Raw genomic sequence first — 22,883 nt, forward strand, 5'->3', positions numbered from 1 at the left:
GCCTGCGCGGCTTACTGCACGATCAGGTTGTTGAACAGCAGGTCATCAACCATCGGCTTGCCTTCTTCATTTTCCAGCACCTGCTGGACCTGCTTCAGGGCTTCCTGGCGCAGTTTTTCCTTGGCCTCGACGTTGCTCATGCTTTCCAGGTTCTGCTGGGTGAACAGCGCCACCAATTGGTTACGGATCAACGGCTCATGGTGTTTCACCGCAGTCGCCGCCGCATCGCTGTTAACGCGCAAGGCGACGTCAGCCTTGAACACACGAAGCTTCGGGCCACCATCGAGGGCATAGTTGCCAACAAAGGGCGGGCTCAGCGAGATGTAGGACACCTTCGGTTCCCCTTCCTTGGCTTCTTCGGCCATGGCCGACATCGGCAGCATCAACGCCAGTAGCATCACGATCCACGCTTTCACGAATTCTCTCCTCAAACAGTTGGCGCCAGCATACCCAGCACATCGGTCAAACCCAAGCAGCTAATCCTGTAGGAGCGGGCTTGCCCCGCGATTGCAGTGTGTCAGTCAAATACCATCGCGGGGCAAGCCCGCTCCCACAGCGCTTATACCCAATTATCAGGCCGAGCCATGCTCGTTGACCCGATAGCGTGCCCACCTACACTTATCGGCCACTACGCGCAAAGGAATAGTCCCGATGAAAGCAGTGTTGTGCAAAGCGCTGGGCCCGGCTCAGAACCTGGTTGTCGAAGAAGTCGAAAGCCCGCTGCCGAAAAAAAACGAGGTTGTGCTGGAAGTACACGCAGCCGGGGTCAATTTTCCCGACACCCTGATCATCGAGGGCAAGTACCAGTTCCAGCCACCACTGCCCTTTTCGCCCGGTGGCGAAGCTGCAGGCATTGTCCGGGCCGTCGGTGAAAAGGTCACCACGCTCAAGGTCGGAGACCGGGTCATGGGCCTGACGGGCTGGGGCAGTTTTGCCGAGCAGGTGGCGGTACCTGCCTACAACGTGCTGCCGATCCCCGAGCACATGGACTTCACCCACGCCGCGGCCTTTTGCATGACCTACGGCACGTCAATGCATGCTCTGCAGCAACGTGGCCAGCTCAAGGCCGGTGAAACCCTGTTGGTGCTCGGCGCGTCCGGTGGTGTCGGGCTGGCCGCGGTAGAAATCGGCAAGGCCATGGGCGCACGGGTGATTGCTGCCGCCAGCAGCGCCGAGAAGCTCGCCGTGGCCAAGGCCGCCGGTGCCGATGAGCTGATCAACTACAGCGAGCACAGCCTCAAAGACGAGATCAAGCGCCTGACCGGCGGCAACGGTGCCGATGTGATCTACGACCCGGTGGGCGGCGACCTGTTCGACCAGGCCGTACGCGCTATCGCCTGGAATGGCCGCCTGCTGGTGGTGGGTTTCGCCAGTGGACGCATCCCCGAGCTGCCGGTGAACCTGGCACTGCTCAAGGGTGCGGCGGTACTCGGGGTGTTCTGGGGCGCGTTCGCGCAGCGTCAACCGGCCGACAACGCGGCGAACTTCCAGCAGCTGTTCAGTTGGTACGCCGAGGGCAAGCTCAAACCGCTGGTGTCGCGCACGTATCCACTGGCCGAGGCCGGAGCGGCCATCGACCAGTTGGGGCAGCGCAACGCCGTGGGTAAGCTGGTGGTGACGATGCGCTGAGCGCTTTAGCGCGTAGGCACCAGGCGATCACGCAAGTAGGCCGGCCACAGATCGACGAAGTCTACGCCCGGAAAGGCCTGGCACTGCTTGGCAATTTTCGGCAGTGCCTTTCTGAAGGCGTCCCCAGTGGCAACTGACTCCTTGTAACTGGTGGCGCCGTCGACGTTGTAGTGCGAAATCATGCGGATCGACAACAGCGTGGTGTCCATCTCGGCAAGCGATCGCTTCGGGTCGTCCTTGCGGTACAGCGCCACTTCGTCGTTGAACTGTTTGCAGGTCATCAGCACCAGCCCGGCGCGCTCATAGATCTGCCGCCACTCATCCTTGTCGTTGAGGCGAAAGCGCAGCTCATTGCGTACTTCGATCGATGCGGGGTTTTCCTTGGATACCGTCCAGGGCTTGAAACGCCACTGTTTGACGGCATCCAGTGCAGCATCGGCAAATGCCGGGTCGCTGCTCTGAATCACCTTCACATCAGCGACCGAGCCGTTGGCCAGCACGTTAAAACCGACTTTAACGGAACCGGTGATGGCTGCCTTGCGCAGCTCGGCGGGGTAGACCGGAATGACTTTCTCAACGAACTCGATATTGACATCGGCCTGGGCAATGCTCGCGCACAGGCACAACAGTACTGCTAACCACTTCATCCTTGATCCTTTTGCGTCCCGTCAGATTCAAGGCGCTATGGTAGCGTGCAAGTTCCGCCCACAAAATAACAATTCTCATTATTGCCTGTAGGAGCGGGTTTACCCCGCGATACGATGTGTCTGACAGATTGCTATCGCGGGGCAAGCCCGCTCCTACAGGCCATCTGTGGGAACGGGTTTACCCGCGAATGCAAGGTGCCCCGCACACCGCGTGAAAGCGGGCTTCCAGATTGCGATCAGGCATGGCATGGCTGCGCAGGGCATTGAGGGTCTGCTCGACGTAGTCACGGGTGCTGCCGTAACGCCCCTTGGCCGTAGCGAAGATCTGACTGAGCAAGTCGTCAGGTACATTGCCGGCATAGCACGGCAGGTGCCGTTCCAGCACAAAGCCCAGGGCCTGAACCTTGCTGCCATCCTCCAGACGGCAGCTGAGCCAGTGCGGCCGATACGCCGGATAGGGCATCTCGCGCTGCCACAGGGCCAACAGGGAATCTTCCAGGCATTCGTCCGGCAGACGATAGGCAAAGCCGCCACACGAACCCCCGCGATCCAGGCCGAATACCAGACCAGGACACTCCGGCGTGCCGCGGTGCTCATGCGACCAGAGGTAAAGCCCTCGATGATAGCCATGCACCTTGGCCCGCCGCCGTTCAGCGGCATTACATTCCGGGCGCCAGATCAATGAACCGTAAGCAAACAACCACACCGGGCCACCCTGATGCCGGGCCATGGTGTGCTGTACCGAAAGTTTAAGTTGCTCAAGAGACAGTTGTTGTCCGAAATCGAGCAACGGAGGATAGGCCACATTAAAGGATGCAGTTTCAATCGCCGACATAGCTGCCGCCAGAATTCCTCGTGAACTACTGAAGTGAGTCACTGTAAACCAATACAACATCCGCGTACTTACCGTACGGCAGATCGCTGCTCGAATACAAGCCTCACCCCGCCCAAGGAAGCGCTCTACAAAGGGCTTTGAGCGAACAACCGGGCGTTATTTCAAGTGTAGCGAAAGTTATTTACGCTGCTGGCAATAATAATTGTGTTGTGCGGCCCACAAACAACAACGGCTATTAAAGCCGGCACGCTATTGCAGCGTGCCTTATTCCTTCACTCAACCGCGAGGGGCATAAGCGAATACATCGGCGCGCATCTGGTGCGCATCCATTCCCGCCTCAACCAGTGCATCGAGGGTGGCATAGATCATATTGGGTGAACCGCTGGCATATACATGCACCCCGGCCAGATCGCTCAGGTCTTCGCAGACGGCTTCGTGCAACATGCCGCAACGGCCCTCCCAGCCACACAGATCACTGACCACCTTGTGCAGGAACAGGTTAGGCAAGCGCTCCCACTCATCCCAATGTTCAATCTGGTAGAAGTCTTCCGGAAGGCGCACACCCCAGTAGAGGTGCACCGGGTGTTTGAAGCCTTGGGCGCGGCAGTGTTCCAGCAGGCTGTGCATTTGCGCCATGCCGGTACCTGCAGCAATCAGTACCAGAGGGCCATCGGGCAGTTCTGCCAGGTGCGTATCACCAAACGGCATCTCCAGCCGCGCCATGCCGTTGCGCTGCAATTGCGCAATCAACTCCACCGCGCTGTTCTCGCGGGCCAGCACATGCAGTTCGAGGTCGCGTCCGCTGTGGGGTGCCGAGGCCAGCGAGAACGCTGCCTTGTCGCCACTTTCGCGCTCGATCATCAGGTACTGCCCGGCATGGTAACGCGGCGGTTTGCCGGCAGGTGCGCGCAGGCGTACGCGCCAGACGTCGCCACCGACCTCAACGCACTCGCTCAACTGACAAGCCAGTGTCCGTACCGGCAACTCGCCTAACGCGAGCACGCCATCCCACAACAAGACACAATCCTCCAGCGGTTCGGCGATGCAGGTAAACAGTTCGCCATGATCACGCTCCTGCCCTTCCTGACGCACCCGTCCTTCCACCAGCAAGGCTGCGCAGACATGGCAGTTGCCATTGCGACAGCTCTGCGGGCAGTCGTAACCAAGCCGCCGCGCTCCATCCAGAATCCTTTCGCCGGGGTTGAGCACCAACACTGCCCCGGACGGCTGCAAGGTCACCTGCATTTAGTCTATTCCCAACTGGTTCCACAGCTCATCGATCCGCCGGGTGACTGCTTCATCCTTGACGATGACACGTCCCCATTCGCGGGTGGTTTCGCCCGGCCACTTGTTCGTCGCGTCCAGGCCCATTTTCGAGCCCAGGCCGGAAATCGGCGAAGCAAAGTCCAGGTAGTCGATCGGGGTGTTGTCGATCATTACCGTATCGCGCTTGGGGTCCATGCGCGTGGTGATGGCCCAGATTACATCGTTCCAGTCCCGGGCATTGATGTCGTCATCGGTGACAATAACGAACTTGGTGTACATGAACTGTCGCAAAAACGACCAGACACCCAGCATGACCCGCTTGGCGTGCCCCGGGTACTGCTTCTTCATCGTCACTACCGCCATGCGGTAGGAGCAGCCCTCAGGCGGCAAGTAGAAGTCAGTGATTTCCGGGAACTGCTTCTGCAGAATCGGTACAAACACTTCATTGAGTGCGACACCGAGAATTGCCGGCTCATCAGGCGGCCGCCCGGTGTAGGTGCTGTGGTAGATCGGCTTTTGCCGGTGGGTGATGCGCTCAACGGTGAACACCGGGAAGCTGTCGACTTCGTTGTAGTAGCCGGTGTGGTCGCCGTAAGGGCCTTCCGGGGCCATCTCGCCCGGATGGATCACCCCTTCCAGAATGATCTCGGCAGTGGCCGGTACCTGCAGGTCATTGCCGCGGCATTTGACCAGTTCAGTACGGTTGCCACGCAGCAGGCCGGCAAAGGCGTATTCGGACAGGGTGTCAGGCACCGGGGTAACAGCCCCGAGAATGGTCGCCGGGTCTGCGCCCAGGGCAACGGAAACCGGGAACGGTTGACCCGGATGCTTCTCGCACCACTCGCGATAGTCGAGCGCGCCGCCACGGTGGCTGAGCCAGCGCATGATGACCTTGTTGCGGCCAATCACCTGCTGACGGTAGATCCCCAGGTTCTGGCGTTCTTTGTTCGGCCCACGGGTGACGGTCAGGCCCCAGGTGATCAGCGGCGCCACGTCTCCCGGCCAGCAGTGCTGCACAGGCAGCATGCCGAGGTCGACGTCGTCGCCTTCAATGATCACTTCGTGACAGGCGGCATCCTTGACCACTTTCGGCGCCATCGACACGACCTTCTTGAAGATCGGCAGCTTCGACCAGGCATCCTTGAGGCCCTTGGGCGGCTCAGGCTCCTTGAGGAAGGCCAGCAACTTGCCAATCTCACGCAGCTCGTTGACCGACTCGGCACCCATGCCCATGGCCACCCGCTCCGGGGTACCAAACAGGTTGCCGAGTACTGGAATGTCGAAGCCCGTAGGCTTTTCGAACAGCAGCGCCGGGCCTTTGGCGCGCAGGGTGCGGTCGCAGACTTCGGTCATTTCCAGAACTGGAGAGATCGGAACCTGGATGCGCTTGAGTTCGCCGCGCTGCTCCAGGCCTCGGATAAAGTCGCGCAAATCGCGATACTGCATGCAAAAGCCTCGTATTCGCCCTACCGGTCGGGGTGCAAAGTGTATCGCTTAACGGGCCGCAATAGCCAAATCACAGATGGCAAAAATGATTTGGGGCCGCTGCGCGACCCATCGCGGTGCAAGACCGCTCCCACCGTAGGAGCGGTCTTGCACCGCGATGGGCTGCACAGCAGCCCCAATCGGTCTGAAAAAGACCTTACTTGCGCTTCATCGACAAGAAGAACTCATCGTTGGTCTTAGTCTGCTTGAGCTTGTCGACCAGGAACTCGATGGCGGCCACTTCGTCCATCGGGTGCAGCAGCTTGCGCAGAATCCACATGCGCTGCAGCTCGTCGTCGGCGGTCAGCAGCTCTTCGCGACGGGTACCGGAACGGTTGATGTTGATGGCCGGGAATACACGCTTCTCGGCGATCTTGCGGTCCAGCGGCAGTTCCATGTTGCCGGTGCCCTTGAACTCTTCGTAGATCACTTCGTCCATCTTCGAGCCGGTTTCAACCAGCGCGGTGGCGATGATGGTCAGCGAGCCGCCTTCTTCGATGTTACGCGCAGCACCGAAGAAGCGCTTTGGCTTCTCCAGGGCGTGAGCATCGACACCACCGGTCAGCACCTTGCCGGAGCTTGGGATCACGGTGTTGTAGGCACGCGCCAGACGGGTGATCGAGTCGAGCAGGATGACCACGTCTTTCTTGTGCTCAACCAGGCGCTTGGCCTTCTCGATGACCATTTCCGCAACCTGCACGTGGCGGGTTGGCGGCTCGTCGAAGGTCGAGGCAACCACTTCGCCGCGCACGGTGCGCTGCATTTCGGTTACTTCTTCCGGGCGCTCGTCGATCAGCAGAACGATCAGGTGGCACTCGGGATTGTTACGGGTGATGTTGGCCGCGATGTTCTGCAGCATGATGGTCTTGCCCGCTTTTGGCGGTGCAACGATCAGACCACGCTGACCTTTACCAATCGGGGCGCAGAGGTCGATAACCCGGCCGGTGAGGTCTTCGGTGGAACCGTTACCGGCTTCCATCTTCAGGCGCTCGTTAGGGAACAGCGGCGTCAGGTTTTCGAACAGAATCTTGTTCTTCGCGTTTTCCGGCCGGTCGAAGTTGATGGTGTCGACTTTCAGCAGGGCGAAGTAACGCTCGCCTTCTTTTGGCGGGCGAATTTTGCCGACGATGGTGTCGCCGGTACGCAGGTTGAAGCGACGGATCTGGCTTGGCGAGACGTAGATGTCGTCCGGGCCGGCCAGGTAAGAGGCATCAGCCGAGCGCAGGAAGCCGAAGCCGTCCTGGAGAATCTCCAGCACGCCGTCACCGGAGATTTCCTCGCCGCTTTTCGCATGCTTTTTCAACAGGGAGAAAATCACATCTTGCTTGCGCGAACGGGCCATATTTTCTATGCCCATCTGTTCGGCCATTTCGAGCAGATCGGTAATCGGCTTTTGCTTGAGTTCAGTCAGGTTCATAAGGGGAGTGACGTAATCATGTAAGAAGGGAGAATTAAGCTTCTGGCTTAATGAAGCCGCGCCGCAGAGATGGCGACAGGATCGCGTACTGATTCGAATTAGGGATGCGTCGGCGACGGCGTGCAGAGGGCACCGAAAAAACAGTGCGAGGCCGAATGTAACACCTGCATTTTCTGGCGTCTAGTCACCAGATAAAGAAAAGCCCCGGCGAATGCGGGGCTTTTTTCACTCAGATATTGGCGTCCAGGAAGGCTGCCAGCTGAGACTTGGACAGTGCGCCGACCTTGGTGGCCTCGACGTTGCCGTTCTTGAACAGCATCAGCGTCGGGATGCCACGCACGCCGTGCTTGGCCGGGGTTTCCTGGTTGTCGTCGATGTTCAGCTTGGCGACGGTCAGTTTGCCCTGGTAGGTAGCGGCGATGTCGTCCAGTACTGGCGCGATCATTTTGCAAGGGCCGCACCATTCAGCCCAGTAGTCGACCAGCACCGGGCCTTCAGCTTTCAGTACTTCGGCTTCGAAGGTGGCGTCGGTGACGTGTTTGATAAGATCGCTGCTCATGGAAGTCTCCAAGGTCGTAAGCAAAAAAACGTGGCCCATCATAGCCGCACCTGCGACGGACAGGAAGCCGCGGACGATTGAGTGTAACTATAGTTATCCATGACCGCGCATATCATCGCCGTCACGGGAAAGTCATATTTCCTCAATCAACCTGCCCCACATCAAGCCTTGATACGCTGCGCGTTGGCGTCAGCTCTGGATCGTGGCAGGATTGCCGGGTTATCGACCGAGAAGCCATGACCATGCCGCAAACCACAGCCAAGAATCTGTCCTTGATCGCTGCCATCGACCTGGGCTCCAACAGTTTCCATATGGTTGTGGCCAAGGCCCACCATACCGAAATCCGCATCCTTGAGCGGCTTGGTGAAAAGGTTCAGCTGGCCGCCGGTATCACCGAAGAGCGTCTGCTCAACGAAGAGTCGATGCAACGCGGCCTGGATTGCCTCAAGCGCTTCGCGCAACTGATCAATGGCATGCCTGACGGCGCCGTGCGCATTGTCGGCACCAACGCCCTGCGCGAAGCCCGCAACCGTGGCGAGTTCATCCGCCGCGCCGAAGAAATTCTCGGTCACCCGGTAGAAGTGATTTCTGGCCGTGAGGAAGCCCGCCTGATTTACCTGGGCGTCTCCCACACCCTGGCCGACACCCCGGGCAAACGCCTGGTAGCCGACATTGGCGGCGGCAGTACCGAGTTCATTATTGGCCAGCGTTTCGAACCGTTGCTGCGTGAGAGCCTGCAGATGGGCTGCGTCAGCTATACGCAGCGCTACTTCCGCGACGGAAAAATCACCCCGGCGCGCTACGCACAGGCCTACACCGCTGCGCGCCTTGAGCTGATGAGTATCGAAAATGCCCTGCACCGCCTGACCTGGGACGAAGCGATCGGCTCCTCCGGGACCATTCGCGCCATTGGCGCGGCGCTCAAGTCTGGCGGCATGGGCAACGGTGAAGTCAATGCCGAGGGCCTGGCCTGGCTCAAGCGCAAACTGTTCAAGCTGGGTGAAACCGACAAGATCGACTTCGACGGCGTCAAACCCGACCGCCGTGCGATCTTCCCGGCGGGCCTGGCGATTCTCGAAGCGATTTTCGACGCCCTTGAGCTGCAGCGCATGGATCACTGCGACGGCGCGCTGCGTGAAGGCGTACTGTTCGACCTGCTCGGCCGCCATCACCACGAAGACGTGCGTGAACGCACCCTGACCTCGCTGATGGAGCGCTATCACGTTGACCAGGGCCAGGCTGCCCGGGTTGAACGCAAAGCCCTGCATGCCTTTGACCAGGTGGCCAAGGCCTGGGACCTGGAAGACGGTATCTGGCGCGAGCTGCTTGGCTGGGCGGCCAAGGTGCATGAAGTGGGCCTGGACATCGCCCACTATCACTATCACAAACACGGCGCCTACCTGATCGAGCACTCGGACCTGGCCGGATTCTCCCGCGAAGACCAGCAAATGCTAGCGCTGCTGGTACGCGGTCATCGCCGCAACATTCCCAAGGATAAGTTCGCCGAGTTCGGCGAAGACGGCACCAAGCTGATCCGCCTGTGCGTGCTGCTGCGCTTTGCGATCCTGTTCCACCATATCCGTGGCACCCAGCAAATGCCGACCGTCACCCTGCACGCGGCGGGCGACAGTCTGGATGTGGAATTCCCGGCAGGCTGGCTGGAGCAGAATCAGCTGACCCAGGCCGACTTCGGCCTGGAGGCCGAGTGGCTGACCCGGGTCGGCTTCGTCCTCAGCGTACGCTGAGGACCGGGTTGCTCAGGCGCTCGAGCAGAGCGGCCTGGGCACTGCGCGGGTTCTGGTTGCCGGTCGGCGTGCTGCGCACGTAGCGGCCGTCGGGCTGCAGGATCCAGGCGTGGGTGTTGTCGGTCAGGTACCCTTCCAACTCCTTTTTCACCCGCAAGATCAGCTTCTTGCCCTCGACCGGGAAGCAGGTCTCGACTCGCTTGTCGAGGTTGCGCTCCATCCAGTCGGCACTGGAGAGGAACATCTGCTCTTCACCGCCGTTGAGGAAGTAGAACACCCGGGTGTGCTCCAGGAAGCGACCGATGATCGAACGCACCTGAATGTTATGCGACACCCCGGCAATCCCCGGCCGCAGGCAGCACATGCCGCGCACCACCAGATCGATACGTACCCCTGACTGACTGGCTTTGTACAAGGCGCGGATGATCTTCGGATCGGTCAGCGAGTTGAACTTGGCGATGATGTGCGCAGGTTTGCCGTCCAGGGCAAACTGGGTTTCACGCGCAATCATGTCGAGCATGCCCTTTTTCAGGGTGAACGGCGCATGCAGCAGCTTCTTCATGCGCAGCGTCTTACCCATGCCGATCAGCTGGCTGAACAACTTGCCGACGTCTTCGCACAAGGCATCGTCCGACGTCAGCAGGCTGTAGTCGGTGTACAGGCGCGCGTTACCTGCGTGGTAGTTACCGGTACCCAGGTGGGCATAGCGCACGATCTCGCCTGCTTCGCGACGCAGGATCAGCATCATTTTGGCGTGGGTCTTGAAACCGACCACACCATAGATCACCACCGCACCGGCGGCTTGCAGACGGCTGGCCATCTGCAGGTTGGACTCTTCGTCGAAACGCGCGCGCAATTCGATCACCGCAGTGACCTCCTTGCCGTTACGTGCGGCATCGACCAGTGCGTCGACAATCTCCGAGTTGGCTCCGCTGCGGTACAGGGTCTGGCGCACCGCCAATACATGCGGATCTTTGGCGGCCTGGCGCAGCAGATCGACCACCGGCGTGAACGACTCGAAGGGGTGCATGAGCAGGATGTCCTGCTTGCCGACCACACTGAAAATGTTCTCGGCGTTCTGCAACAGCTTGGGAATCGCTGGCGTGAACGGGGTGTATTGCAACTCCGGGTGGCTGTCGAGGCCGGTGATGCTGAACAGTCGGGTCAGGTTGACCGGGCCGTTGACCTGATACAGCTCACTCTCGCTCAAGCTGAACTGCTTGAGCAGGTAATCGGAAAGGTGTTTCGGACAGGTGTCGGCCACTTCCAGGCGCACCGCATCACCATAACGACGCGAGAACAGCTCGCCACGCAGGGCGCGGGCAAGGTCTTCGACATCTTCGGAATCCAGTGCCAGGTCGGCGTTTCGGGTCAGACGGAACTGATAGCAGCCCTTGACCTTCATGCCCTGGAACAGATCGTCAGCGTGAGCGTGGATCATCGACGAGAGGAACACGTAGTTGTCGCCCGGGCCGCCGACATCTTCCGGAACCTTGATCACCCGCGGCAACAGGCGCGGTGCCGGAATGATCGCCAGGCCCGAGTCGCGACCGAAGGCATCGACGCCTTCGAGCTCGACAATGAAGTTCAGGCTCTTGTTCACCAGCAACGGGAACGGGTGCGTCGGGTCCAGACCAATCGGGGTGATGATTGGCGCGATCTCGTCGCGGAAGAAACGCCGCACCCAGGTTTTCAGCTTGGTGTTCCAGTGGCGGCGGCGGATAAAGCGAATCTGGTGTTTTTCCAGCTCTGGCAGCAACACATCGTTGAGGATCGCGTACTGGCGATCGACTTCGCTGTGGACCACCTCACTGATGCGCGCCAATGCCTGGTGCGGCTGCAGGCCGTCAGCACCGGCCTGCTCACGGGCAAAGGTGATTTGCTTTTTCAGGCCCGCCACACGAATTTCGAAGAACTCATCCAGGTTACTGGAGAAGATCAGCAGGAACTTCAACCGCTCCAGCAGTGGGTAGCTCTCATCCAGTGCCTGTTCGAGCACACGGATGTTGAACTGCAACTGGGACAACTCGCGGTGAATGTACAGGCTGCTGTCATCCAGACCGGGGATCGCCACGGCCGGCGCTGCCGCTGCCGGAGACGGCGCAGGCGCGGGTGCCGGCGCCTCGACCTCGACCTCGGCCACAGGCTCAGGCACTGCCGCAGGCTCCGGCGGTGTCTCAAGCATCTGCTCTGGCACGGGCTGGGCTTGTTTCATAGCGACATCACTGAGTACTTCGTTATTCATCTGGCGTTCCTGAAGGGCGTTACTGCCCTCTCATCAATTGAGCAGCGCGAACAGCGAAATAGGTCAGGATGCCATCAGCTCCTGCCCGTTTGAAGGCCGTGAGGGATTCAAGGATCACTCCCTCACTGAGCCAGCCGTTCTGAATCGCGGCCATGTGCATGGCGTACTCGCCACTGACTTGATAGACAAAGGTCGGGACCTTGAATTCATCCTTGACCCGATAAAGGATGTCCAGGTACGGCATGCCTGGTTTGACCATCACCATATCGGCGCCTTCGGCCAGGTCCGCAGCCACTTCATGCAGCGCTTCGTGGCTGTTGGCCGGGTCCATCTGGTAAGAGGCCTTGTTGGCCTTGCCCAGGTTCAGGGCCGAGCCGACGGCATCACGGAATGGACCGTAGTAGGCACTGGCGTACTTGGCCGAATACGCCATGATACGCACGTTTACGTGACCGGCCAGCTCCAGTGCTTCACGAATCGCCTGGATGCGACCGTCCATCATGTCCGACGGCGCAACCACCTGAGCGCCCGCCTCGGCATGGGACAACGCCTGACGCACCAGGGCATCAACGGTGATGTCGTTCTGGACGTAGCCTTCTTCGTCGAGAATGCCGTCCTGACCGTGGGTGGTGAACGGGTCCAGGGCAACGTCGGTGATGACGCCCAGCTCCGGGAAACGCTCGCGCAGCGCGCGGGTAGCACGCTGGGCAATGCCCTGCGGGTTCCAGGCTTCAGCGCCATCGAGGGATTTTTTCTCGGTAGGCGTCACCGGGAACAGTGCCAGGGCTGGAATGCCCAACTTCACCCACTCCTGCGCAGCTTCCAGTAGCAAATCGATACTCAGACGCTCTACACCCGGCATCGACGCTACTTCTTCGCGGCGGTTCTCGCCATCGAGCACGAACACCGGCAGGATCAGGTCATCGACAGTCAGTACGTTTTCGCGCACCAAGCGACGGGAAAAATCGTCACGACGGTTGCGACGCAGACGAGTGGCAGGAAACAAACGGTTAGCGGGGGTAAAGCTCACGGCAGACTCCTGAGCCCGCACAGGCGGGCGAGCGCGACAGTTATAAGCGGCCATTATGACGCTTGTATGACGGCCTGGGACAACCCTGCGACTTAAGGGCGCAGTCATTGTCCTTGTAGGAAATGTTAACGTCGAGACACATTTGGATACTTTCCCCAACGGCCACGAAGGGTTAGGCTGCGCGTTCATTTCGCCAGCACCCAGAAAATGCTCCAAGAATTCCTGCAGGATTTTGGTTACTTTGCCCTTTTTCTCGGCACCTTTTTCGAAGGTGAGACCATTCTGGTTCTCGCAGGCTTCCTTGCGTTCCGCGGATACATGGATATCAACCTGGTGGTCCTGGTGGCCTTCTTCGGCAGCTACGCTGGCGACCAGCTGTGGTACTTCATGGGGCGCAAGCACGGGCGCAAATTGCTGGCACGCAAACCGCGCTGGCAACTGATGGGTGACCGTGCGTTGGAGCACATCCGTCGCCATCCGGACATCTGGGTCCTGAGTTTTCGTTTCGTCTATGGCCTGCGCACCGTCATGCCGGTAGCTATTGGCCTGTCCGGCTACCCGCCACGTCGCTATTTGCTGCTCAACGGTATTGGTGCAGCGGTTTGGGCCCTGGCACTGGGCGCTGCGGCCTATCACTTCGGGGCAATTCTCGAAGGCATGCTGGGCAACGTGAAAAAGTACGAGTTGTGGGTGCTCGGCGGCTTGCTGGCCTTCGGTGGCTGCCTGTGGCTGCGCCGCCGCTTCAAGGCCGCGCGCGTGGCACGCAAAGAAGCCGCGGCGTTGCAGAAACAGGCCAGTCAGCACGACCCTGACCAAGGCAGCGACAAGTCATAAGCGGCGCTCAGCGCCGGATTCGGCCACACTCAGAGCAATGAACGCTGGCACCTCTGGCAGCATCTGCTGTTTTAGGAGACATTGAGTGCCTCGACTCGGGAGTAGTGAGCATGACCAAGAAAAAAGTTGCAGTGATTCTTTCCGGCTGTGGTGTCTTTGACGGCGCCGAAATCCACGAAAGCGTCATCACCCTGCTGCGCCTGGACCAACGTGGCGCCGAGGTGCAGTGCTTTGCCCCCAACATTGCGCAGATGCATGTGGTAAACCACCTGACCGGCGAAGAAATGCCGGAAACGCGTAACGTTCTGGTGGAGTCGGCGCGCATCGCCCGCGGCAACGTCAAAGACCTGCGCGAAGCTGACGCCAAAGACTTTGATGCCTTGATCGTACCGGGTGGCTTTGGCGCGGCGAAAAACCTGTCCAACTTTGCCGTTGAAGGCACGGGCTGCACCGTCAACCCAGACGTGCTCGCCCTGGCAGAAGCCTTCGCCGAGGCTGGCAAGCCGGTTGGCCTGATCTGCATCTCCCCTGCCCTGGCGGCAAAAATCTACGGTCCCGGCGTGGTCTGCACCATCGGCAACGACGCCGACACCAGCGCCGCCATCGTCAAGATGGGCGGCACCCACGAAGAATGCGATGTCCACGACATTGTCGAAGACACCCAGCGCAAACTGGTCAGCACCCCGGCGTACATGCTGGCACAGTCGATCTTCGAAGCGGCTGGTGGCATCAACAAGCTGGTAGACCGGGTGCTCGAGTTGACTCACGAGAAAGACTGAAACGCATCGCGGGGCAAGCCCGCTCCCACAGCAAATCCTGTGGGAGCGGGCTTGCCCCGCGATCAACCTGACTACTGACGTGCCAGACGCGTAAGAATCCGGTCCAGGGAATTGGCAAACGCCTGCTTCTCACGATCGCCATAAGGCGCCTGGCCACCCCCGACCTGCCCCTGCTCGCGCAGGTCAGTGAACAGATTGCGCACCGCCAGACGCTCGCCCATGTTGCGCTCATCGAACTCGCGGCCACGCGGGTCAAGGCAAGCCACACCTTTTTTCACCAGCCGGTCGGCCAGCGGCACATCGCTGCAGATCACCAGTTCACCCGGCACGGCATGCTCGACCAGGTAATCGTCCGCAGCATCAGGGCCGCTCGGCACCACGATCAGCTTGACGCAAGCAAAGGCCGGCTTGATCTGGCTCTGCCCGGCGACCAGCACCACTTCCAGCTGGCGTTTCAGGGCAAATTTGACGACCTGATCCTTGGCCGCCTTGGGGCAGGCATCGGCATCAATCCAGACACGCATGACAACACTTCCAACAAAAACGGGCGAACAGTATCCCCGCTCGCCCGCTGCGCTTCAAATCAGCCTGCTGAAACGCGTCGCTTCTCAGCCAGACGGCTGCGCCCGTAGAGAATCACGATAGCCAGCAAGGCAACGGCTTGCGCCGCCAGCGAGTAGGCGTCAGCGTGGATACCCAGCCAGTCGAAGTCAAAGAAGGCCACCGGACGCGTGCCGAACACCCCCGCCTCCTGCAATGCTTTGACCCCATGCCCGGCAAACACCACCGACAAGGCGCAGAGCAAGGCGGCGTTGATGCTGAAGAACAGCGCCAGCGGCAGCTTGGCCGAGCCGCGCAGAATGATCCACGCCAGCCCCACCAGCAGCACCAAGGCGGTGGCGCCACCCGCCAGAACCGCCTGATGCCCGGCAGGCCCTGCCTGCAGCCACAGGGTTTCGTAGAACAGAATCACTTCGAACAGTTCGCGGTAAACCGAGAAGAACGCCAGCAAGGCAAAGCCGAACCGCCCGCCGCCACTGACCAGGCTGCTTTTGATGTAGTTCTGCCAGGCCGCGGCATGCCGACGGTCGTGCATCCACACCCCCAGCCACAGCACCATGACGCTGGCGAACAACGCCGTACAGCCTTCGAGCAGTTCACGCTGCGCACCGCCAACGTCGATCACATAGGCCGCCAGGGCCCAGGTGCCAAACCCGGCGAGCAACGCCAGCAGCCAACCAATGTTGACGCTGCGTACCGCCGACTGTTGGCCGGTGTTGCGCAGGAAGGCGAGAATCGCCGCCAGCACGAGGATCGCTTCCAGGCCCTCGCGCAGCAGAATCAGCAAGCCTGAGATGTAGCTCAACGACCAGCTCAGGCTGTCGCCGCCCAACAGTCCGGCAGCCTCCTTGAGCTTGGCCTTGGCCGCCTGCAAACGCTGACTGACCTGCTCGATGGGCAGGCCATCTTGCAGCGACTGACGGTAAGCCATCAGTGATTTTTCGGTGTCCTTGCGTACATTGGCGTCGACGTTGTCCAGGGAGCTCTCGACCAACTCGAAGCCCTCCAGGTACGCCGCTACCGAGAGGTCGTAGGCCTGTTCATGATCGCCGCTCTGATAGGCCGCCAGGCTCTTGTCCAGGGTGTCGGCGGTATAGTCCAGCAACTGCGCCGGGCCACGCTGCACCTGCGGTGGCTGCGCGCGCTGGGCGCGAAACACTGCCGCTGCGTCCAGGCCTTGCGACGCTTCAATCTCCAACGGGGTCTGGCGTGCCAGATCAGCAAGGTTGTAGCGGATCTCGCCGCTGGCCTTGGCCGGGTCGGCGGTGAAACTGGCGATATAGGTGGCCAGGTCCCAACGCTGACGCTCGTCCAGCTGGTCGGCAAAGGAAGGCATGTCGGTGCCTTCGATGCCTTGCCCGAGGGTGTTGTAGAGGTCATACAGGCTCAACCGCGCGAGGCGCTCGCTGCTGCGCAGGTTGGCCGGTGGTGGCTCCAGGCCTACACCCGCCGGGCCATCGCCGGCACCGGTATCGCCATGGCATACCGAACAGTGCTGGGCATACAGTGGTGCACCACGGGTAGGGTCCGGGGTGATGATCGGTGCTTGGCTGACTTCGTAGGCGACCGCCAGTTGTGCGCCAAGCTGCCGGGCCTGACGCGCAACGCCAGCGCCGTCATGACGCTGATCGATCGCCTGACGCAGGCTCGCCACACCCTGCTCCAGGGACTGGCGCTCGGGGCGCGCGGGCAAGCCACTGACCAGGCCTTGCAGCACCTCAGTGAACTCCAACTGCTCGCGGTATTCACCGTCATCCACCACCTTGCCAGCCTCGACCGTGGCCGGGTAATCGGCGCCGATGTAATCGAGCAAATGCAAAGCCTTGGCAGCGTCGTCCACGGTGTCGGCCAGCAGCACAGAACTGCACAGCGCCAACACCGGCCATAACAGCCAGGCGAGCAAGCGGGAACGGGGAATCATGAGCCAATCTCAAATAACAATGCGAGGAATTGCATTGTTCACTTCCATTGGCGATCGCTCAAGGTGTGCCGGTCAATCTAAGTAAAATTTAGTGACAATTTCACCTGTAGGAGCGGGTTTGCCCCGCGAAGCGGTATGACTGACACACCGCTATCGCGGGGCAAGCCCGCTCCTACCGGGATTCAGACGGGAGCTCGGCGGATGGTGGCGAGCAAGGTGGCTGCGCCGAGGAACAAACCGGCAAAGGTCCGGTTCATCCGCCGCTGTTGCTTGGGCGTGCGCAGCAAACGCAATACCCGTGCAGCCAGGCCGGTATACCCGGCCATCACCAGCAGGTCGACGGTGATCATGGTCGCGGTGATGATCAGGTACTGAGGCAGCAGCGGTGCATGGGGGTTGATGAACTGTGGCAGCACCGCCAGCATGAAAACCAGTGCTTTGGGGTTGCTGACATTGACCAGAAAGCCACGAAACACCAGGCTCAGCGGCTTGCCAATCGGCCGTACCGCTGACTCATCGCTAAGATCCGAAGGCAGCGCACGCCATTGCTTCACGGCCAGGTACACCAGGTAGGCAACACCGAACCATTTGATCAGCTGGAACGCGGTCGCCGAGGCCGCCAGGATGGCGCCGACACCGGCAGCAATGATCGCAATCTGCAGCACCAGGCCCAGTTGCAGGCCCAAGGCGTTCCAGTAACCGCGCCAGAAACCGTACTGCAGGCCACAGGACATCGAAGCAATCGCCCCGGCGCCCGGTGAGAGGCTGATCACCCAGCAAGCGGCAAAAAAGGCCAACCACGTTTCCAACGACATCGCACACCTCGGACCGAACTTGTTACAAAGCTCTAAGCTAGTGTGCTGGTGAAAAAATAACCACGATTTTTTTCAGATCGCGATCATTTACCCGTGGTTTTGTCGTCGCCTACCAAAGGCACAACGTCTGTACCGCGCCAACGCCTGACCGATTTCTGGAAGAACTGGCTGTTCGGCACCTGCACCGTCGCCCCACCCGCTTCAGGCATTTCGGTGAGGGTGGTGAACAGCAGGTTGATGGCCACTACCCGCCCTTTGACGCCGGGCTTGTCGATGGTTTCGACCAGCTCCACCACGTCCCCGATGCGAAACGGCCCGACGGTGAAGATCAGCACCGCACACAGCAGGTTGGACAGCACACTCCACATGGCGAAGAACGCCACCGCTGCCACGGCCACAAAGCCCGACAGGGCCGTCCACAGCACCGTGGCAGAAACCCCAAGGCGCTCCAGCACGAACACCAGTGCACTGCCCATGATCAGCCAGCGCAAGCCGCCGCGCACCGGCACCATCAGCTCCGGTGGCAACGGATAACGCTCGCCCAGGCGCTTGAGGCCGCGCCCCACCAGGCGCTGCAGCACGAACGCAGCGCACAGGATCAGGAGTATCTGCAGGCCCATCCAGAACGGCGCAATCCACTCCGGCGGTACCGGAAGCTGCAACGACGTTATCAAGACAACGCCTCCAGCTCCGCCTGCATGGTCTCCAGCTGCTCGAGGGCGGCCATCCAGGCTTCTTCCAGTTCAGCTTCGCGAACCTTGAGCTTGGCCTGCTGGGCCAGCAAGTCGCGCAGCTCGTCCTTGCGTGCTGCTTCATACAGGGCGCTGTCACCCAGGCTGGCATCGACCTTGGCCAATTGCTCATGCAAGGTGCCCAGCTCACGCTCGAGCTTGTCGGCTTCACGCTTGTGCGGTGCCAGTTGCTGACGCAGTGCGGCGGCGGCCTGACGCTGAGCTTTCTTGTCAGTCTTGTCGGCATTGACCGGCGCAGTGCTGACAGGCGCGTTGCGTTGACGGTACTCGACCAGCCAACGGGTGTAATCGTCGAGGTCGCCGTCGAAGGTCTCGACCTTGCCGTCGGCCACCAGCAGGAAGTCGTCGGTGGTGCTCTTGAGCAAGTGACGGTCGTGGGAAACCACCAGCACCGCACCACTGAACTCCTGCAACGCCATGGTCAGCGCCAAGCGCATTTCCAGGTCGAGGTGGTTGGTCGGTTCGTCGAGCAGCAACAGGTTGGGACGTTCCCAGGCAATCAGGGCCAGGGCCAGTCGCGCCTTCTCGCCACCGGAGAAATTCAGCACCGGTTCATCGATACGGCCACCGCGGAAGTCAAAGCCACCGAGGAAATCGCGCAAGGTCTGCTCACGCTCGGTCGGTGCCAGGCGCTGCAGGTGCAGCAAGGGGCTGGCCTTGTTATCCAAGGAGTCCAGCTGATGCTGGGCAAAGTAACCCACAGACAGGTTCTCACCGCGCACCAGGCGGCCGCTCAGCGGCTCCAGTTCACCGGCGAGGTTTTTGATCAGGGTCGATTTACCGGCACCATTGGGGCCGAGCAAGCCGATACGCGCACCCGGGGTGAGCTGCAGCTTGACCTTCTCCAGAATGGTCTTGTCGCCGTAGCCCAGGCGCCCTTCCGACAAATCGAGCAACGGGCTGGAGATTTTCTCTGACTCACGGAAGGTGAAGTCGAACGGCGAATCGACATGCGCCGCCGACAGTTCTTCCATGCGCTCCAGCGCCTTGATCCGGCTTTGCGCCTGACGGGCCTTGGTGGCCTGCGCCTTGAATCGGGCGATGTATTTTTCCATGTGCGCACGCTGGGCCTGCTGCTTCTCATAGGCCTGTTGCTGCTGCGCCAGACGCTCGGCACGGGTGCGTTCGAACGCCGTGTAGCCGCCACGGTAGAGCGTCAGTTTGCACTGCTCGACGTGGGCCACATGGTCGACCACCGCATCAAGGAAATCGCGGTCGTGGGAAATCAGCAGCAGTGTGCCCGGATAACCCTTGAGCCAATCTTCCAGCCACAGGATCGCATCGAGATCCAGGTGGTTGGTGGGTTCGTCGAGCAGCAGCAGGTCGGAAGGGCACATCAGCGCCTGAGCCAGGTTCAGGCGCATCCGCCAGCCACCGGAGAAGTCGCCGACTCGGCGGTCCATCTGCTCGTTGGTAAACCCAAGGCCTGCCAGCAGTTTGCGCGCACGGGCATCGGCGGTGTAGCCGTCGGCGCTGTCGAGTTCGATGTGCAGACGCGCGAGCGCCGTACCGTCATGCGCAGCCTCGGCAGCAGCGAGGTCGGCCTGGACCTTGCGCAAACGAGCGTCACCATCAAGCACATAATCAACCGCCAGCCGGTCGAGGGTATCGACCTCCTGGCGCATGTGCGCGATGCGCCAGTCTGCCGGCAGCTGACAGTCGCCGGAGTCAGGCGTCAGCTCCCCGCGCAGCAAGGCGAACAAGCTGGATTTACCGGCGCCGTTGGCACCGATCAGGCCGGCTTTCTGGCCGGCGTGCAGGGTCATCTCGGCGCCTTCTAGCAGGCGCTGAGGACCACGCTGTAAAGTGAGGTTCGATAGTCTGATCATAATGGCCGCGGAGTCTACCAGCTTCGTCGGCAACTGGCGCGAGTGGGACCATGTACACCGACCTGTGGAATTTTGCCCTGGATCTTTACGCCCGCCCCGGCGTGGAAGCTGCCTGCCTGCAATGGCAGGATCAAGGCGGCGACGTCTGCCTGCTGCTGTGCGCAGCCTGGCTCGACAGCCGTAGCATTGCAGCGAACGAGCAACGCCTCCAGGCCCTGCGCGAAGGTGCCGAAGCCTGGCAAACCGATGTGGTTAAGCCGTTGCGCAATTTGCGTCAGCAATGGCGCACAGCGGCCATGCATGACCCGCAGTTGGCTACGTTGCGTGAGCAGGTGAAGGGGCTGGAACTGAATGCCGAGCGCATCGTGCTCGAACGTTTGCAGGGGATCTGTGACGGTTGGTTGGCAACACCGGGAGTGGCTGCCGACTGGCTTGGCGCTCTAGCGCCTGCAGGCGCCGGTGTGCATCACGACGCGCTGCATACGCTGCGCGCCGTGATGCAATCGACTCAGGACGCCGAAGACGGCGTTTGAGCTGGGGTTACCGGCGATGCTGCAGGGGTTGCGGCAGGCGTCGTCGGTGCAGTGGCTGCAGGTGCTGGAGTGGAAGCCACTGGCGCGGGTGCCGCAGGCTTGGCTGCAGCGGGTTGAGCAGCTGGCTTGGCAGGTGCTTTTGCAGCGGGTTTGACCGCTGGTTTTGCAGGTGCTTTGGCTGCCGCTGGCTTGGCTGCAGGCTTGGCGGGGGCCTTAGCTGCTGCGGGTTTGGCTGCTGGTTTGGCAGGTGCTTTCGCCGCCGCTGGCTTGGCTGCTGGTTTGGCAGGTGCCTTCGCTGCTGCAGGTTTAGCCGCGGGCTTGGCCGCTGGCTTCGCTGCTGCTGGTTTGGCTGCCGCTGGCTTGGCGGCGGCAGGCTTGGCAGCAGCCGTTCTGGCTGCAGGTTTCGCAGCGGCTTTAGCAGCTGGCTTGGCCGCAGGTTTTGCAGCAGGTTTTGCAGCAGCTGGTTTGGCCGGTGCTTTAGCGGCAGCCGGTTTGGCTGCGGCAGTTTTGGCTGCGGGCCTGGCCGCTGGTTTAGCCGCAGGTTTTGCAGCGGCAGGCTTGGCAGCCGCAGTGCGTGCCGGGGCCTTGGCAGCCGGTTTTGCAGCAGCTTTTACAGCGGGTTTAGCGGCAGGTTTGCTCGCCGCTTTTGCCGCGGGTTTGGCAGCTGGCTTGGCCGCTACCGCAGCAGGTTTAGCTTCACGCTGGGTCAGTGCCTTGGCAGCTGCTTCTTTAACTTTGCCAACACCCTGAGCCAGTTTCAGGCTTTCCTGGGCATCACGCTTGAGTTGCAGAATGTAGGTGCGCGTCTGCGACTGGCGCTCTTTGAGCGAATCGAGCAACTCTTCCAGTTCAGCGGCAGCGGACTTGGCCTTGGCCTGCGCTTTTGCTTTTCCAGACTTGGCTGACTCTTGCAGTTTGAGACGGGATTTGTGCAGTTTCTCTTGTGCTTTACCGCGTTGCTTCTCCAACTTGGCGAGCAGTTTTTCAGCATCAGCCAGCGCTTGCGAGCAGGCATTTTCCAAATGATCGAGCAGGCTGCCCGAGAGTTGTTGGAGCAGGTGCAACGGCGTACTTACTGGCTTCTTATTGGCCGACATGGTTTACCTCCTGGCTGACGAGAGTGCGGCTCATACTATGCTTCTGCTGCTACCGCCGCTAGGGCATGTTGACAGTATTGAAGGCGCCGCGTTGCATGCCTGGGCAAAGTTGTTATCGCTGCAGCTGGAATCAAGTGTAGATGCTTCACAAAGTGTTGCTGATATTTACACGAAGTCACTGGCGAAGGCTGGCATACTTCATATCCGCTGAAGCAGGAGTGAGCCCGTGTCACGCCATCTAGTGTTAGCTGTTTTTTTATTCCCGGCATCGCTCATTGCAGCGCCCTCGCAACCCACCACAAACGAGCACGATCTGGCCTACAGCCTCGGCGCCAGCCTGGGCGAGCGCTTGCGTTCGGAAGTTCCCGACTTGCAACTGGATGCCCTGCTTGAAGGCTTGCGTCAGGCCTATCAGAACAAGCCACTGGCACTGAGCAAAGAGCGCATGACGGCCGTACTCACTGAACATGAAAAGCGTGCCAATGAAGCTGCACTACAAGCACAGCAGGAACAGTTGCTAAGTGCCGAAAAACGCTTCATGGCCACTGAGCGAGCTCGCTCGGGTGTGCGCGAATTAGCCGCAGGCATTCTGGTCAATGAGTCAGTCAAAGGTAGCGGTGCCAAACCCTCCGCTCACGGAAAAGTCCAGGTTCGCTATGTCGGCAAGTTGCCTGATGGCAGCGTCTTCGATCAAAACCAAAATGCGCAATGGTTCAATCTGGACAGTGTGATCGAGGGATGGCAAATGGCGTTGCCAGAAATGGCAACAGGATCGAAGTGGCGTGTGGTGATTCCTTCAGCCCTGGCCTATGGCGCCGAAGGCGCGGGCGACCTGATTGCGCCCTATACGCCACTGGTGTTCGAGATCGAGCTGGTGGGGGTCGCCGACTGAGTAGCCGGCGCA

The 22,883-nt window shown here is 60.6% G+C and carries 21 protein-coding genes; 6 read left to right on the forward strand and 15 right to left on the reverse strand.

The annotated features are described in order from the left end of the window. Positions 1-11: 11 nt before the first annotated feature. The gene (locus ACVWSC_RS27765; RefSeq protein WP_442110661.1) at positions 12-416 is read right to left on the reverse strand and encodes a flagellar basal body-associated protein FliL; all 405 of its coding nucleotides are present in this window, start codon (positions 414-416) and stop codon (positions 12-14) included. Between the two features lie 235 nt (positions 417-651). Here ACVWSC_RS27765 and ACVWSC_RS27770 point away from each other — a divergent pair, with 235 nt between their 5' ends. After that, positions 652-1,629, forward strand: coding sequence for an NADPH:quinone oxidoreductase family protein (locus ACVWSC_RS27770; RefSeq protein ID WP_442110663.1), 978 nt, complete (start codon positions 652-654; stop codon positions 1,627-1,629). A 5-nt stretch (positions 1,630-1,634) separates the two neighbouring features. On the opposite strand, the gene ACVWSC_RS27775 is transcribed toward ACVWSC_RS27770, so the two are convergent. The 6 genes from ACVWSC_RS27775 to trxA all read right to left on the reverse strand — a co-directional run bounded on the left by ACVWSC_RS27775 (position 1,635) and on the right by trxA (position 7,838). Further along, positions 1,635-2,276 (reverse strand): energy transducer TonB, encoded by a 642-nt coding sequence (locus tag ACVWSC_RS27775; RefSeq protein ID WP_442110665.1) that lies wholly within the window; start codon positions 2,274-2,276, stop codon positions 1,635-1,637. Positions 2,277-2,454: 178 nt separating this feature from the next. Beyond that, on the reverse strand, positions 2,455-3,111 hold the full coding sequence (locus tag ACVWSC_RS27780) for a gamma-glutamylcyclotransferase (RefSeq protein WP_442110667.1): 657 nt from the start codon (positions 3,109-3,111) through the stop codon (positions 2,455-2,457). A 276-nt stretch (positions 3,112-3,387) separates the two neighbouring features. Further along, positions 3,388-4,356, reverse strand: coding sequence for a CDP-6-deoxy-delta-3,4-glucoseen reductase (locus ACVWSC_RS27785; RefSeq protein WP_442110669.1), 969 nt, complete (start codon positions 4,354-4,356; stop codon positions 3,388-3,390). Next, positions 4,357-5,823, reverse strand: a complete 1,467-nt coding sequence (gene ubiD / locus ACVWSC_RS27790) for a 4-hydroxy-3-polyprenylbenzoate decarboxylase (RefSeq protein ID WP_442110671.1) — start codon at positions 5,821-5,823, stop codon at positions 4,357-4,359. A gap of 196 nt (positions 5,824-6,019) precedes the next feature. Continuing rightward, on the reverse strand, positions 6,020-7,279 hold the full coding sequence (gene rho / locus ACVWSC_RS27795; protein WP_010221159.1) for a transcription termination factor Rho: 1,260 nt from the start codon (positions 7,277-7,279) through the stop codon (positions 6,020-6,022). A 229-nt stretch (positions 7,280-7,508) separates the two neighbouring features. After that, a complete protein-coding gene (gene trxA, locus ACVWSC_RS27800; RefSeq protein WP_045201042.1) occupies positions 7,509-7,838 on the reverse strand; it encodes a thioredoxin TrxA in 330 nt (109 codons plus the stop codon). 242 nt (positions 7,839-8,080) lie between these two features. Here trxA and ppx point away from each other — a divergent pair, with 242 nt between their 5' ends. Beyond that, positions 8,081-9,583, forward strand: a complete 1,503-nt coding sequence (gene ppx / locus ACVWSC_RS27805) for an exopolyphosphatase (RefSeq protein ID WP_442114390.1) — start codon at positions 8,081-8,083, stop codon at positions 9,581-9,583. Here the strand turns inward: ppx and ppk1 are convergent. Both ppk1 and hemB read right to left on the reverse strand, forming a co-directional pair. Next, positions 9,570-11,768 carry a polyphosphate kinase 1 gene (gene ppk1, locus ACVWSC_RS27810; RefSeq protein ID WP_442114391.1) on the reverse strand — a complete coding sequence of 733 codons (2,199 nt, stop codon included), beginning with the start codon at positions 11,766-11,768 and terminating at the stop codon, positions 9,570-9,572. The two genes, ppx and ppk1, sit on opposite strands and share 14 nt — an antisense overlap. A gap of 79 nt (positions 11,769-11,847) precedes the next feature. Beyond that, on the reverse strand, positions 11,848-12,858 hold the full coding sequence (gene hemB / locus ACVWSC_RS27815) for a porphobilinogen synthase (protein ID WP_442110674.1): 1,011 nt from the start codon (positions 12,856-12,858) through the stop codon (positions 11,848-11,850). Positions 12,859-13,065: 207 nt separating this feature from the next. On the opposite strand from hemB, the gene ACVWSC_RS27820 reads away from it, so the two are divergent. Continuing rightward, the gene (locus tag ACVWSC_RS27820) at positions 13,066-13,692 is read left to right on the forward strand and encodes a DedA family protein (RefSeq protein ID WP_442110675.1); all 627 of its coding nucleotides are present in this window, start codon (positions 13,066-13,068) and stop codon (positions 13,690-13,692) included. Between the two features lie 110 nt (positions 13,693-13,802). After that, positions 13,803-14,471, forward strand: a complete 669-nt coding sequence (elbB, locus tag ACVWSC_RS27825; protein ID WP_442110677.1) for an isoprenoid biosynthesis glyoxalase ElbB — start codon at positions 13,803-13,805, stop codon at positions 14,469-14,471. A 71-nt stretch (positions 14,472-14,542) separates the two neighbouring features. Here elbB and ACVWSC_RS27830 read toward each other — a convergent pair whose 3' ends face one another. The 5 genes from ACVWSC_RS27830 to ACVWSC_RS27850 form a co-directional block, all read right to left on the reverse strand. Beyond that, positions 14,543-14,995, reverse strand: coding sequence for a YaiI/YqxD family protein (locus ACVWSC_RS27830; protein WP_133213927.1), 453 nt, complete (start codon positions 14,993-14,995; stop codon positions 14,543-14,545). A 59-nt stretch (positions 14,996-15,054) separates the two neighbouring features. Beyond that, the gene (locus ACVWSC_RS27835; protein WP_442110680.1) at positions 15,055-16,953 is read right to left on the reverse strand and encodes an FTR1 family protein; all 1,899 of its coding nucleotides are present in this window, start codon (positions 16,951-16,953) and stop codon (positions 15,055-15,057) included. Positions 16,954-17,135: 182 nt separating this feature from the next. Further along, entirely contained in the window at positions 17,136-17,768 is a 633-nt protein-coding gene (locus tag ACVWSC_RS27840) for a LysE family transporter (protein WP_442110681.1), read from the reverse strand. 83 nt (positions 17,769-17,851) lie between these two features. Next, a complete protein-coding gene (locus ACVWSC_RS27845; RefSeq protein WP_442114392.1) occupies positions 17,852-18,388 on the reverse strand; it encodes a mechanosensitive ion channel domain-containing protein in 537 nt (178 codons plus the stop codon). 50 nt (positions 18,389-18,438) lie between these two features. Beyond that, a complete protein-coding gene (locus tag ACVWSC_RS27850) occupies positions 18,439-20,349 on the reverse strand; it encodes an ATP-binding cassette domain-containing protein (protein WP_442110683.1) in 1,911 nt (636 codons plus the stop codon). 50 nt (positions 20,350-20,399) lie between these two features. Between ACVWSC_RS27850 and ACVWSC_RS27855 the strand changes: the two genes are divergently transcribed. Then, complete coding sequence (locus ACVWSC_RS27855) at positions 20,400-20,882, forward strand: TIGR02444 family protein (RefSeq protein ID WP_442110685.1); 483 nt, start codon at positions 20,400-20,402, stop codon at positions 20,880-20,882. Here the strand turns inward: ACVWSC_RS27855 and ACVWSC_RS27860 are convergent. Then, entirely contained in the window at positions 20,858-21,979 is a 1,122-nt protein-coding gene (locus tag ACVWSC_RS27860) for an AlgP family protein (protein ID WP_442110686.1), read from the reverse strand. The two genes, ACVWSC_RS27855 and ACVWSC_RS27860, sit on opposite strands and share 25 nt — an antisense overlap. A gap of 226 nt (positions 21,980-22,205) precedes the next feature. Here ACVWSC_RS27860 and ACVWSC_RS27865 point away from each other — a divergent pair, with 226 nt between their 5' ends. Continuing rightward, on the forward strand, positions 22,206-22,871 hold the full coding sequence (locus tag ACVWSC_RS27865; protein ID WP_442110688.1) for an FKBP-type peptidyl-prolyl cis-trans isomerase: 666 nt from the start codon (positions 22,206-22,208) through the stop codon (positions 22,869-22,871). Positions 22,872-22,883 lie beyond the last annotated feature (12 nt).

The organism is Pseudomonas sp. NUPR-002 (assembly GCF_056322725.1).